We start from the raw sequence: 13,315 nt of genomic DNA, 5'->3' as shown, positions 1-13,315 counted from the left end.
ACTAGGAACGACTGTCACCTATTGATGGTCCACCCTTTGAACCCCAGCAGCCGGAGAGCGTTCCATGTCTGACCGTTATATCGACTTCGCCAACTCAAGCCTCGGCCACCGCCTGGTCTCGGCCATTGGCCTGCCGTCCCCGGTACGCCTGGAGCGCTGGCAAGCCGGACGCCTGCGCCCGGTGGATGGCGCCCTGCTGTTGGGCGGCGGCCCGCTCGTGGCCCAGGTGCTGGGGTTTGCCAACAAACTCACCGAGGCCATCTACAGCTACGGGCCCGAGCCGCTGCAGGCCACGCCGTGGATCCCCGGGCACGGCCCCAAGCTCAAGGCGGTGCTGTTCGATGCCAGCCACTTGCAGCACACCGACCAACTCAAGCAACTGCGTGAATTCTTCCAGCCGCTGCTGAAAAATCTCGATCACAGCGCGCACCTGGTGATTCTCGGCCGCGCCCCGGAAAGCCTCGACGAACCGTTTGCCGCCAGCGCCCAGCGCGCCCTCGAAGGCTTCAGCCGGTCCCTGGCCAAGGAGCTGCGCAACGGCGGTACCCTGCAACTGCTGTATGTCGCAGAAGGCGCCGAGGAGCAGTTGGAAGGTGCGCTACGGTTTTTCCTTTCACCCAAAAGCGCCTATATCAGCGGCCAAGTGCTGCGCCTGAACGCCTGCCCAACCCAGGTGCACGACTGGACGCGCCCGCTGGCCGGGCTCAAGGCCCTGGTGACCGGGGCTGCCCGTGGCATCGGCGCCTCGATTGCCGAAACCCTGGCGCGCGACGGTGCCGAAATTGTGTTGCTGGATGTGCCGCAAGCCAAGGCCGATCTCGACGCCCTCGCCGCACGCTTGGGCGGGCGTGGCATTGCCCTGGATATCTGCGCCGATGACGCCGCCACGCAACTGATCGACCTCTTGCCGGACGGCATCGACATTGTGGTGCACAACGCCGGGATCACCCGCGACAAGACCCTGGCCAATATGACCCCGGAATACTGGGACGCAGTGCTGGCAGTCAACCTCAACGCCCCGCAAGTGTTGACCAAGGCCCTGCTCGACAGCGGCACCCTGCACGACAATGGCCGCGTGGTTTTGCTCGCGTCCATCAGCGGCATTGCCGGCAATCGCGGGCAAACCAACTACGCCGCGAGCAAGGCCGGGTTGATTGGCCTGGCCCAGGCCTGGGCGCCGCTGCTGGCGCAACGGGGTATCAGCATCAACGCGGTGGCGCCGGGCTTTATCGAGACCCAGATGACTGCGCATATTCCTTTCGCCTTACGTGAAGCCGGGCGGCGCATGAGTTCACTGGGCCAGGGTGGCTTGCCGCAGGATGTTGCCGAGGCGGTGGCCTGGCTGGGCCAGCCAGGGTCAGGCGCCGTCAGTGGCCAGGCATTGCGCGTATGCGGGCAAAGCCTGCTGGGAGCGTAACCATGCTGTGGCACACATTACCCAGCAGCCCGGCGCTGCCACCGCTGTACTGGCGCGCCGCGCTCAAGCGCAAGATCACCGGCACCACCTTGCCCACGTTTGGCCTGCATTGCCGGGTGCAGGTCAACCCCGAGGCGGTCGCGGCCTATCGCAAGGTCTGCGGGTTTGCCCAGAGCCCGCTGCTGCCGGCGACTTATCCGCACATCCTGGCGTTCGGCCTGCAGTTGCAACTGCTGACAGCACGGGAATTCCCCTTCCCGCTGCTGGGGCTGGTGCATTTGAGTAACCGTATCCGGGTGTTTCGCCCCATGGGCGGGGTCAGCGATGTACGGGTCAGCGTGCATACGCGCAACCTGCAACCCCATGCCAAGGGTGCGACTTTTGACCTGATCACCACCGTCGAAGATTCCCTGGGGCTGCTGTGGGAAGGTGAAAGCCAAATGCTCTGTCGCGGGGTGAAACTCGATGGCGAGGCCCCAGAGCAATCCCTGCCAGCGCCCAATTCGATCAGCGAACTGACCCGCTGGCAGGCGCCATCCGACATCGGACGGCGGTATGCCCGGGTATCCGGCGACTACAACCCGATCCACTTGAGCGCCCTCACCGCCAAGCTGTTCGGCTTCCCCCAGGCGATCGCCCATGGGCTGTGGAACAAGGCTCGCACCGTGGCGGCCCTGCATGAACATCTGCCCACGGCGAATATCGAGATCTACGTTGAGTTCAAGAAACCGGTGCGCCTGCCTGGCGAGGTCATCTTGTTGAGCAGCGCCCCCGGCTCCAGCGGTGAGTTGCAACTCAAGGGCCACAGCGATATAGAGCACATGCTCGGCAAGTGGCAGCCGATTGCCTGAAACCGGGGTAATTTGCTGATTAATTGTATATATACAACCTAAGTTATAGCGGGCTAACGATAGCCCGCTAACTTATTCAAGTAGTTGATTTATAAAACATCGATGCAAACAACAAACCGCCCCCTATACCCTTGGTATTAATCACCAAGATGCATACCAGCGCCTGTATATAAATCGTTAATACCAAGTTGAGCGTTGCGAGAAAGAGTACCGAAGACTGTTATAGCCACAACGGACGCATGTATTGCCTGCCAAAGAACAGGCGAACTTGCGAAACCAACAAAGGCTGTACCAGGTGCTAAGGAACTCATCATGAAAACTCAAGTCGTGTTGTGGAAGGCAAGTACTGCATTGGCCCTTATCTTGGCGATGAGCCTGGGAGGCTGCAGCAGTGGTGGTGGCGGTCATAAAAGCAGCGTTGCATCCTCCTCCCCGGATGCTGGCGCCGGTACCGGCGGTGGTGGTACGGGTGGTGGTGACGGTGGTGGTACTGGCGGCGGCACTGGTGGCGGCGACGGTGGTGGTACTGGCGGCGGCACTGGTGGCGGCGACGGTGGTGGTACTGGCGGCGGCACTGGTGGCGGCGACGGTGGTGGTACTGGCGGCGGAACCGGCGGTGGCGACGGTGGTGGTACTGGCGGCGGAACCGGTGGTGGCACTGGCGGTGGCGACGGTGGTGGCACTGGCGGCGGCACTGGCGGCGGAACCGGTGGTGGCACTGGCGGCGGCACTGGCGGTGGTACTGGTGGCGGCACTGGCTCGACCACCAGCCCCCTGGTCACTGGCCAGATTGCAGCCAACCTGGGCGGCACCCTCGGCAATGTCGGTACAGCTATCGGTGGCATCGGCACCACCGTTGGCGGCGTTCCAGTAGTCGGCACTGCCGCAGGCGGCCTGGTGTCCAGCGTGGGCACCGCCGTGGGCAGCGTAGGCACCGGCGTCGGTACTGGCCTGGGCTCCCTGGGCACTAACAGCAACTCCCTGGGCGTTACCGTGGCCGGTGTGGCCAACGGCGTCGCCGACCTGGGCACGGGTGTTTCGAACACTGGCAAAACACTGTCGACCACCCTGGGCGGTATCCCAGTAGTGGGCGGCCTTACCGGCGGCGTCGGTGGGGCAGCCGGCGGCCTGGTGGATAAGGTTGGCCAGGCGGTCACCATGCTCGGCGATACCTTGAGCACCGCCAGCACCACCGGCCCACTGGGGTCGGTCACCAATACCCTGGGCGGCAAAGTGCTGGTGCCTGTGGTCTCGCTGGTGGAAAACACCACCGGCAACCTGGGTAAAGCCACCGGCCTGGGCAACCCGGTCAATGGCCTGCTGGACAAAGTCGGCTCTACCGTCACCGGCCTCGGCACCCAGGTGGCAGGCGCGGGTGGCGCTGGCAACCCGGTAACTGGTGCCTTGGGCAGCGTGCTCGGCGGTGTCGGAGCAGTAGCGGGCACTGCCGGTGGTTACGTCGCACCGTCTGCCGGGACCGGCAGTGGCAGCGCCCCTGCATCCGGTCTGCCTGAACTGGTGGGCGGCCTGGTGGCCAACGTCGGTAACGGCCTGAATGCGGGCAACACCAACGGCACCGTCAGTGCGGGGGGTGTGGCAGGCGGCGCACTGGGCAACACAGTAGCCTCGCTCGGCACAGTGATCGGTGGCAACGGCGTCGCCAACACGGCGGCAACCGCACCGGTGGCAGGCCTGGCAACCAATGTGGGCGCAGCGCTCAACCCTGTGACTTCGGGTGTCAGCAGCCTGACCCAAAACATCGGCACCTCCACTGGTATCGGTGCACCGGTCAACGGCCTGGTGACGCAAGTGGGCGGCGCAGTCAGCGGCCTGGGCGGCAACATCAGCGCGGCCAACGCCAACCCGGTCACCAATACCGTGGGCCAGACCGTCACCGCAGTCGGGGGCGTGGTGTCCTCGGTGGGCGGCCTGGTTACCGGCGGCACCAGTGGTAGCGGCGGTGGCCTGCTGGGCGGTCTGAACATCAATGCCAACGCCAACGCCACGGCGTCTGGTTCGGCCACTACAAACACCGGCGTAGGTGGCCTGCTCAAGGGGCTGACCGGCAAATAGAAGAATTGCACCTGGCCATTAGACGGCCTCCCCTACAGCGCCTACGCTTGGTTGAGACGAGAGATTCCAATGGGTCTCTCGTCTTTTTTATTGGAACTCCCGAACCGTGCCCAAGAACCCGGCGGGACCCTGCGAAATGCCGCTGCAGTTTTGACCATGGAGTGTCCTATGCGCGTTTTGACGCCGTTGTTATTGCTCACCCTCAGCGCTTACGTCCACGCCGAGACCCTACCCAGCTTCCTCAACAGCAACGACACCATCCGCAACCTCCCCGTCCCCAACCTGCCGGCCGACGCCTACCGGCCCGTGACGCCGCAGACCCAGCTACCAGAGACCCCGGCGGCACAAGCGCAACCGCTGCTGATGGACACCAAAGTCACCATCCGCAAGCTGCAGATCGAAGGCGGCACGGTGTATCCGCTGCAGGAAGTCGCCCAGGTTTTCGAGCCGTTGATTGGCCATGAAACCAACCTCGCCCAACTGATCGAAGCGACCCGCAGCATCACCCGGCGCTATCAGCAGGACGGCTACCTGTTGTCCTACGCCTTCCTGCCCGACCAGCGCTTCGAACAGGGCCTGGTGCGCGTGGTGTTGGTCGAGGGTTACATCAAGGACTACCAGGTACAAGGCGACATTGGTTCGGTGTCGGCCTACGTCGACAAGTTGGCGCAAAAGCTCCAGGCCGAACGCCCGCTGACCCGCAAGACTTTCGAGCGCTACACCACCTTGATGGGGCGGATTCCCGGCGTGACGCTGCAAGCGCAAGTACCGCCACCGGGCACCACCGATGGTGCCGCGCACATGAATATCCAGGCCAGCCGCAAACCGTTCACCAGCAGCATGAGCATGACCGACGACAGCCGCGGGGGCCTGCAAGCCTTGATCGCCGGTACCAGCAATTCCCACACATCAATGGGCGAACAAGTCAGCCTCAGCGGCCTGTTCCCGCCGGGGGACGACAAAGAGCATTACTACCGGCTCGACTACAGCCAGTTCATCAATGCCGAGGGCACGCAACTGAGCCTGTATGGCGCGCGCTATCGCAGCGACCCGAGCACCCATATCCGCCTCGACGGCGGCTTCTCGCTCAAGCCACACCGGGAAAACGACCGGTTCTCCATCGGCCTGAGCCACCCGCTGATCGCTTCGCCCAGCGAGTCCCTGACCCTCGGCACTCGCTTCTACGGGGTGAACGACAGGACTCGCTATCAACTGGTCGGTTACCCGCAACGCTTTGACGTGGAAACCGACCTGCGCGCGCTGGCCTTTGAAGGGGATTGGCGCAAGGCCGACAATCGCCAACTGCGCATCCTCAGCGCCGGCCTGTACCAGGGCGTCGACGGCCTGGGCGCAAAAACCCGCAGTGACTTCGAGGGCATAAAATCCGACCTGGACTTCTTCCGCCTGCGCCTGTCCGGGGTGCAGAGCGACAAGTTCTTCGACAACTGGCAAGGCGTGCTCTCGGCGGCGCTGTACTGGAGCGACGACACCCTGCCCGACAGCGAACGAGCGGTGTTCGGTGGGCAGAACTTCGGGCGCGGCTACCCGGATGACCAGGGTTCGGGCGACAAGGGCTGGGGGGTGGCCTACGAGGTGAACTACAGCTACAACCGCGCTGGCGACTGGGTAAGGATCGTGCAGCCTTACGTCGTGCTCGACCGCGCCAAGGCCTGGTTCAACAACCTGCCGGTCAAGGACAGTGACATGTCATCCGCCGCCGTTGGCGTGCGCTTTGGCGATGCCAAGTACTACAACATTGCGTTGGAGGCGGCCAAGCCGATGTCGGATATGGCATTGGACAGTTTTAACCGGCGGCCGCGGTATACCTTGAGTTTTAGCTATCAGCTGTAGGAGCCGGCTTGCCGGCGATGCGGCGATGCGGCGATGCGGCGACCCGACAAGCCAGCTCCCACAGGGAAATGCAGCTCTGCGCTGTAGCTCTGCTTTTGATCTTGATCTTGATCTCAGACGCCCCGTCAAACCACGCTGGCCGCAGGCAGGTATTGCGCAGTGGGCACCCCGGCATGGATGCCGGGGTAGCCGCGACACGGCCATGGATGGACGATCGCGGCGGGCCCACGGAGCAATGCCTGACTGCGGGCATGCCGAGCCTAGGCGAGGCACCGAGTGGTGGGGCAAAAGCGCTTTGGTTACTTTCGCGCTCTTCGAAAGTGACCCGCCGTCAGGGCGGAACCCTAAGTGGCCATGACCGCAGCAACGGATATGTACACAAACCCAGTGTAGATACCTATGGCACCGCCCTCAGGTCAGAGCATCCCCCACCTTGCCAAAGAACGTCGCAATCTGCGGCCCCAGCAACTTCCCAGCCGCCAGCACCACCAGCGCAATCACCACAATCAAAATCACATACTCGATAGCCGTCGCACCGTCCCGGCGGCGCCAGAACAGCATCGACCACGCATACATCCTCAGCAGCAGGGCAAGCAACATAGGGCATCTCCTCAGCAGGGCGCTATGCACGGGCCAACTGTTCCCTACGCCCGGGGGAACAGATTGTTAAGGGTGTCGATCAACCGAACCAGGTAGATGGGTTTGCGAAACAGGTCCAGGACCTGCAAGCGCAGCATGTCACTGACATCATCCATTTCGGCATGGCCGGACATGACAATAACGGGCAGGTGCTGGCGTGACGTGTGCTCACGCAAGCGCTTGATCAGGGAGATGCCACTTTCCTCGGGCATGCGCAAGTCGGTGATAACCAGCGCGATATCAGGATGCAGTGTCAGTTGCTGCAATGCATCTGTGACGGAGTTGGCACAAAAACAAATAAAGCCCTCGTCTCCCAGCGATTCGGCCAGTTCAACGAGGGCATCTTTTTCGTCATCCACCAACAGGATCTGCTGGCGGCTCGCAACAACAGCGCTCATGAGCAATACCTTCCAAGACAATCACTGATGGGCATGCTCAAGGCACTGCTGCCAATCAGGTCAAGGCGGCTCCGACTTTAGCGAACATGGCCGCGATCTGAGGCCCAAGCAATTTACCGGCCGCCAGCACGACCAGCGCGATAACCGCGACAAGAATCACGTATTCAATCGCCGTCGCGCCCTCTTTGCGATGAAAGAACAGTTGGAGTTGGACGTAGAGCTTCATCATGAAGGTAAGGAACATATGACTTCTCCTTTGCGCTTGCTTGCGCAGATCGCGGTGCTGCACGGTGATTGCTGCGTGCCACTAGAGCATTGTCAACAAACCCCACATCAACAACTGTAAGAACGGATTAATCACAAAGTAGTAGTCACAACCTTGGCGTCATGAACCCGTGTTTTAAGGAGCTGCGCGAGGGTTCCAAAATAAATCGCGGACGCTAATGGCATTTTGTCCTAGCTCGGCTACCGTCAAATAGCGAAATCGTTAGATGTTCATAGCTGCCTGGTTGCGAAATCAACTCGTTGGGAAAAACGGGCGCGTGGTGCAACAGGAAAGGGAGAGCCTTCATGAACAGTCGTGTCAGCATGATCCTGGCCGGGTTGTTATTAATCGGTGCGCTGTTTGCAGGCTATTGGGGACTGGTACTGAGTCGTCCGCCTGAGCCGGCAGCCACGCCCGCGCCATCTGGCGTTTCTGTGGAAAAAACCGTCGCCGCCGTCGAAGACCAGACCCGCCAACCCGTGGTGGTCCTGGCCCATGACGTGCCGCCCTATATCGCCCTGACCGCCGCCGACCTGACCCTGGAAAAACTGCGCACCGCCCCGGCCGGCAGCTTGACCAGCCTCGACCAGGCCATCGGCCGCACGCCCTTGAGAGCCCTGCGTGCCGGCACCTGGCTGGATGATTCCAGCTTCAATGCCGGAGGCCCGCTGGCCCGCATGATCCGCCCTGACGAACGCGCCCTGGCGGTGGCCGTCGATGAAGTCATCGGTGCAGCTGGCCAGTTGAGCCCCGGGGATTTTGTGGATGTGCTGCTGTTCCTGCGCCCGGAAGGCACCAACCCCGAGCCCACGTCACAGATCATCGTGCCGGCCCTGCGCCTGCTCAGTGTCGGCGATACCCTCGGCCCGACCAACGATGGCAAGCCCGCCGTTGCGCCGCCCACCACCGATGAAGAAAAAGCCCGCCAGGCACAACGCCAGGCAAGCCCACCGCGAACCGTAGTGCTGGCAGTGCCGGAACAGTTGATGAGCCGCTTGATGCTGGCCACCAGCGTCGGCGCCTTGCGCCTGGCGGTACGCAGTGCCGATGAACAATTGCTGAGCCAGTACTGGGCCGGGGACAACGAGGCCTTCGCCAAACTGCAAAGCGCCAATCGCGAGCTGTACCAGTTCACTCAACTGGCCATGCTCGGTGCGCCGAAAAGAGTCGCACAGGCTGGAGCCACCAACGAACCCCGGCGCTCCGGCATCGAGGTCATACGCGGTAACCAAGCGATCCAACAAAATCCCTGAGCAAGGATGCCTTGAATGCGCCATCGATTTGCACCTGCGTTCACGCAAATGGCCTGGGCACTGATGCTGTCCAGTCTGCCTGTAAGCCTGGCGTTCGCGGCTACCGACAGTTGCAGCGGCCTGGGCGCCCTGCCGGCCGTGGTCGAGGTCGGCGAAGGCCTGCAACAGACCCTGCAATCGCCTGTAGCGATCACCCGGCTGGCCATCGGCGACCCGAAAATCGCCGATGTACACCTCAACGGTGACCGCGCCTTCCTGCTCACCGGCGTTGCCTCGGGCGCTACCAGCCTGATGGTCTGGACCCACTGCTCCAGTGCGCCGCGCCAAAGCATGGTGTTCGTCAAGGGCAAGGCCAGCTCAAGCCTGACCAGCCAGGCCCTGGCGCCGTCCGACGACCCGTCCCTGCCGAGCCAGGTGCAGACCGATATCCGCTTTGTCGAAGTCAGCCGCACCAAGCTCAAGGAGGCCAGCACGTCGATTTTCGGCGGCACCCGCAACTTCCTGTTCGGCAGCCCGCGCACAGCCGGGATGAGTCTGCCCCTGGATAACGAGAGTTTTAACATCGGCATCGGCGGCGGGCGCTTTTCGGCGCTGATCAATGCCCTGGAACGCAGCGGTTTTGCCTACACGCTGGCGCGGCCGAGCCTGGTTGCCATGAGCGGGCACAGTGCGACCTTCCTTGCCGGTGGCGAAGTGCCGATCCCAGTGCCCAGTGCCGGCAGCGACACCATCTCCATCGAGTACAAAGAGTTCGGTATCCGCCTGACCCTGACCCCCACCGTGATCGACCGCACGCGGATTTCCCTCAAGGTCGCACCGGAAGTCAGCGAGCTGGATTACGCCAACGCCTTGCAGGTAGAAGGCATCCAGGTACCGGCCCTGACGGTGCGGCGTACCGACACCACGGTGTCCCTGGCCGATGGCGAAAGCTTTGTGATCAGCGGCCTGATCAGCAATAACAACCGCTCCACCATCAGCAAGTTTCCAGGCCTGGGCGATATACCGATCCTTGGTGCGTTTTTCCGTGACAGCAACGTCAGCCGCGAGGAAAAAGAGTTGCTGATGATCGTTACCCCGCACCTGGTCCAACCCCTGGCCGCCAACGCGCGCCTGCCGTCCCTGCCCGGGGAAAAACTGCGCAACTACGATCCCAACTGGTATCGCCTGTACTTCCTGGAAAACGGCAACTTCGACCGACGCACAGGACTTTCCCAATGAGCGACAGCCTGAGCCAGACGTTCCTGGCAATCACCCGCAACACCACCGACCTGGAATGGCTGCAAGGCGCCCTGGCACCCCTGGGCCAAGTGGTCAGTGCCGGTGGTGGCAGCCTCGACGAACTGCTGGCCCTGGTGGACGTGACCTTCGCCAACCTGGTGTTCGTCGGCCTGGACCGCGAACATGTAGTGGCCCAGAGCGCCTTGATCGAGGGCGCCCTGGAAGCCAAGCCGATGCTGGCCATCGTCGCCCTGGGCGACGGCATGGACAATCAATTGGTACTCAACGCGATGCGTGCCGGGGCGCGGGATTTTGTCGCCTATGGTTCACGCTCCAGCGAAGTCGCCGGCCTGGTGCGGCGCCTGAGCAAACGCCTGCCGCCAGTCGCCCACAATGCGCACCTGGGCGGCCTGACGGTGCTGTATGGCACCCAGGGCAATGCCGACGGCGCCCTGCTCGCCAGCCACCTGGCGATGGTGGTGCAAAAGAGCGGTCAACAGACCCTGCTGCTGGACCTGGGCCTGCCCCGTGGCGACAGCCTGGCGTTGCTGGGCCTGGAAAGCTCGTTCAACTTTGGCGATGCCCTGCGCCACCTGCGCCGCCTGGACACCACGCTGATCAACAGCGCCTTTACCGCCACCGAAGGTGGCCTGCGCATCCTCGCCTACACCGAAAGCGACGACCCCCTGGAACTGACCAGCGCCGCCGAGCTGTACATGCTGCTCAGTGCCTTGCGCCAACACTTCCAGCACATCGTGGTAAACCTCACCGGCCAGCGCGACAGCGAAGCCCTGCGCACTTTTGTCAGCCACTGCGACAAGCTCTTGTGGTGCACCGACCAGAATGTCCTCGACTGCCGACGCAACCTGGCGGTACTCAATCAGTGGCGGGAAAAGGGTATGAAGCTGGACCATGCACGGCTGCTGATCGACCGCTATCTCAAGGGCGCCGCACCGGACAGCGAGGCCCTGGAAAAGAGCTTCGGCCTGGAAGTCATCGCCGTGCTGCCATTAAGCCCGGAAGTGCGCCTGAACGCCAAGAACCAGGGGCAAACCTTGTTCAGCCTGGCGCCCAGGGAGACCCTGACGCAAAACTTGAAGGTCTTGGGCGAACGCCTGGCCAAGCGCTCCGAAGGTCTTGAAAAACCTTCCACCCGCTGGTTTGAGCGGCTGCGGGGGACCATCAAATGAACGGCGAAAAGCTCTTCGGCGCGCCTGCCCGTGGTCTTGGCAGCGCCGTGGATCACGACGGCCTGAAACTGGTGCTGCACCGCTACATCATCGATGCTATCGAAGAGTCGGGGAAAAACCTGCTGGAAGGCTCGCGCCAATCCCTGGCGCAATTTGTCATCGACAAGGTGTCCGAATACATCACGCGCATGCACCTGGCGATTTCCCGTTATGAGATGGAGCGCCTGGCCGAGGAAATCGTCGATGAACTGACCGGCTTCGGCCCACTGGAAGTGCTGTTGCGCGACCCGTCAGTGACCGAGATTCTGGTCAACGGCCCACACCGGGTATTTGTCGAACGGGACGGCCTGTTGCACCAGAGCGACCTGCGTTTTATCGACGCCCACCATGTAGAGCGGGTCATGCAACGCATCCTCGCGCCATTGGGTCGGCGCCTGGATGAATCTTCGCCGATGGTCGACGCCCGGTTGCCCGATGGCAGCCGGGTCAACGCGATCATCCCGCCGATTGCCCTGGACGGTCCGTGCCTGTCGATTCGTAAGTTTCGCAAGGACATGCTCAAGAGCAGCGACCTGGTAGCGATGCAGACCATCGACCAGTCGATTTTCGAGTTTTTCCAGGAGGCGGTGGGCAAGCGCTGCAATATCCTGATCAGCGGCGGCACCGGCACCGGCAAGACCACCTTGCTCAATATTCTCAGCCAGTTGATCAACCCCCACGAACGCCTGGTGACCATCGAAGACGTCGCCGAACTGCAACTGGGCCACCCCCACGTGGTGCGCCTGGAAACCCGCCCGCCCAATGCCGAGGGGCACGGTGAGGTGAAGGCCAGCGACCTGATCCGCAACGCCCTGCGGATGCGCCCGGACCGCATCATCCTCGGTGAGATCCGTGGTGTGGAAGTGCTGGATGTGATGACCGCAATGAACACCGGCCACGACGGCTCCATGAGCACCGTGCACGCCAACAACGCCCAGGACGCCCTGTTGCGCCTGGAAACCCTGGTGGGCCTGACCGGGCGGGTGGTCGCGGAGAAAACCCTGCGCCAGATGATCTGCGCGGCGCTGGATGTGGTGATCCAACTGACCCGCCTGCCAGACGGCCGGCGCTGCGTCAGTGAAGTGGTGGAAGTGGTGGGGGTGCGCGATGACGTGTATGTCACCAACACCCTGTTCCGCCATGACCGGCGCACCGGCTTCGGCTTCCTGCGCGAGGCCGTCAACCCGGCGGGTGACAAACTGCGCCGCGAATCCGCCCTGCCGCTATAGGAGCGTCACCATGACCGGCGCCATCCTGATGTTCAGTTGCGTGATCCTGATTGGCGTGTCGCTGCACCTGTTCCTCAGTGGGCTGCGCCAGGCAGAAACCGACCGCGTCCTGGAACGGCTCGCCGAAGGCCAACCGCTGCTGGCCGAAGAGCGTGGGCGTGGGGTCGGCCTGGAGCGCATGTTCCAGCGCGCGGGCCTGGGCAAACCCACCGACAGCCTGGGCCTGTGGGTGACCTGCTGGGTGTTGGGCGCCGTCCTGGGGTTCCTGGTGTGGAGCTGGGTCGGCCTGCTGAGCATGGTGTTGCTGCCGCCGCTGCTGCTGCGGCTGTACATCGCCTGGCGCTATCGGCGGCGGGTGAAGCGGATGATCGAACAACTGCCGCAAGTGCTCGACCATACCGTGCGTAGCCTGAAGTCCGGACGTACCCTGGCCGACGCCTTGCTGGGTGCGATCGACAGCACCGAGGAGCCCTTGAAGCCCGCCATGGGGCGTATCCAGCGCAATGTGCAACTGGGGGTCAGCCTGCCCGAGGCCGCCAGTGATTTTGCCGAGTTCTACGAGCAAGACGAGTTCCGCATGCTTGCCCTGGGCCTCAAGGTCAACCACCGCTACGGCGGCAACGCCAGTGACTTGCTGGAGAACCTGATCAAGGTGATCCGCGAACGGGAACAGGGCGCGCGGCAATTGCGCGCCATGACCGGCGAGACGCGCGTTACCGCTTTTGTCCTGGCGGGCATGCCGATCGCCATGGTGGGCTATTTCATGCTGATCAACCCAGGCTACCTGCTGACCATGTGGAACGACGACAGCGGCCGCTACATGCTGCTGGCCGCGCTGACCATGCAGGTGCTGGGCTGCCTGACGATGTGGCGCATGTTGCGGAGTATTTGA

General features: G+C 62.9%; 12 protein-coding genes. 9 read left to right on the top strand and 3 right to left on the bottom strand.

The genetic code is table 11. The features are described from left to right. The first annotated feature begins 64 nt into the window (after positions 1-64). The 4 genes from HBO12_RS14990 to HBO12_RS14970 all read left to right on the top strand — a co-directional run bounded on the left by HBO12_RS14990 (position 65) and on the right by HBO12_RS14970 (position 6,192). On the top strand, positions 65-1,417 hold the full coding sequence (locus HBO12_RS14990) for a 3-oxoacyl-ACP reductase (RefSeq protein WP_170042547.1): 1,353 nt from the start codon (positions 65-67) through the stop codon (positions 1,415-1,417). Positions 1,418-1,419: 2 nt separating this feature from the next. After that, on the top strand, positions 1,420-2,268 hold the full coding sequence (locus HBO12_RS14985) for a MaoC family dehydratase (RefSeq protein ID WP_170042546.1): 849 nt from the start codon (positions 1,420-1,422) through the stop codon (positions 2,266-2,268). Between the two features lie 312 nt (positions 2,269-2,580). Further along, positions 2,581-4,341, top strand: coding sequence for a collagen-like triple helix repeat-containing protein (locus HBO12_RS14975; protein ID WP_262376985.1), 1,761 nt, complete (start codon positions 2,581-2,583; stop codon positions 4,339-4,341). Between the two features lie 168 nt (positions 4,342-4,509). Beyond that, positions 4,510-6,192: a ShlB/FhaC/HecB family hemolysin secretion/activation protein gene (locus tag HBO12_RS14970; protein WP_169951994.1), complete on the top strand. Its 1,683-nt coding sequence runs from the start codon at positions 4,510-4,512 to the stop codon at positions 6,190-6,192. A gap of 411 nt (positions 6,193-6,603) precedes the next feature. Here HBO12_RS14970 and HBO12_RS14965 read toward each other — a convergent pair whose 3' ends face one another. Genes HBO12_RS14965 through HBO12_RS14955 form a run of 3 tightly spaced genes read right to left on the bottom strand, consistent with a single transcriptional unit; the run spans position 6,604 to position 7,473 of the window. Next, positions 6,604-6,792, bottom strand: a complete 189-nt coding sequence (locus tag HBO12_RS14965; RefSeq protein ID WP_169951996.1) for a Flp family type IVb pilin — start codon at positions 6,790-6,792, stop codon at positions 6,604-6,606. A gap of 44 nt (positions 6,793-6,836) precedes the next feature. Continuing rightward, positions 6,837-7,229 carry a response regulator gene (locus tag HBO12_RS14960; protein WP_170042545.1) on the bottom strand — a complete coding sequence of 131 codons (393 nt, stop codon included), beginning with the start codon at positions 7,227-7,229 and terminating at the stop codon, positions 6,837-6,839. A 55-nt stretch (positions 7,230-7,284) separates the two neighbouring features. Beyond that, positions 7,285-7,473 (bottom strand): Flp family type IVb pilin, encoded by a 189-nt coding sequence (locus HBO12_RS14955; RefSeq protein WP_038445716.1) that lies wholly within the window; start codon positions 7,471-7,473, stop codon positions 7,285-7,287. A 326-nt stretch (positions 7,474-7,799) separates the two neighbouring features. On the opposite strand from HBO12_RS14955, the gene cpaB reads away from it, so the two are divergent. Genes cpaB through HBO12_RS14930 form a run of 5 tightly spaced genes read left to right on the top strand, consistent with a single transcriptional unit; the run spans position 7,800 to position 13,315 of the window. Further along, positions 7,800-8,747: a Flp pilus assembly protein CpaB gene (gene cpaB / locus HBO12_RS14950; RefSeq protein ID WP_170042544.1), complete on the top strand. Its 948-nt coding sequence runs from the start codon at positions 7,800-7,802 to the stop codon at positions 8,745-8,747. Between the two features lie 15 nt (positions 8,748-8,762). Continuing rightward, entirely contained in the window at positions 8,763-9,965 is a 1,203-nt protein-coding gene (locus tag HBO12_RS14945) for a type II and III secretion system protein family protein (RefSeq protein ID WP_169952002.1), read from the top strand. Continuing rightward, positions 9,962-11,155, top strand: a complete 1,194-nt coding sequence (locus HBO12_RS14940) for an AAA family ATPase (protein WP_169952004.1) — start codon at positions 9,962-9,964, stop codon at positions 11,153-11,155. Before HBO12_RS14945 ends, HBO12_RS14940 begins: the two co-directional genes overlap by 4 nt. Further along, complete coding sequence (locus HBO12_RS14935) at positions 11,152-12,423, top strand: CpaF family protein (RefSeq protein ID WP_169952006.1); 1,272 nt, start codon at positions 11,152-11,154, stop codon at positions 12,421-12,423. The genes HBO12_RS14940 and HBO12_RS14935 overlap by 4 nt, the downstream gene beginning before the upstream one ends. A gap of 10 nt (positions 12,424-12,433) precedes the next feature. Further along, positions 12,434-13,315 carry a type II secretion system F family protein gene (locus HBO12_RS14930; protein ID WP_170042543.1) on the top strand — a complete coding sequence of 294 codons (882 nt, stop codon included), beginning with the start codon at positions 12,434-12,436 and terminating at the stop codon, positions 13,313-13,315.

The organism is Pseudomonas sp. WS 5059 (genome assembly GCF_012985525.1).
Classification (GTDB): domain Bacteria; phylum Pseudomonadota; class Gammaproteobacteria; order Pseudomonadales; family Pseudomonadaceae; genus Aquipseudomonas.
This window is presented reverse-complemented; position numbering and strand designations above follow the sequence as displayed.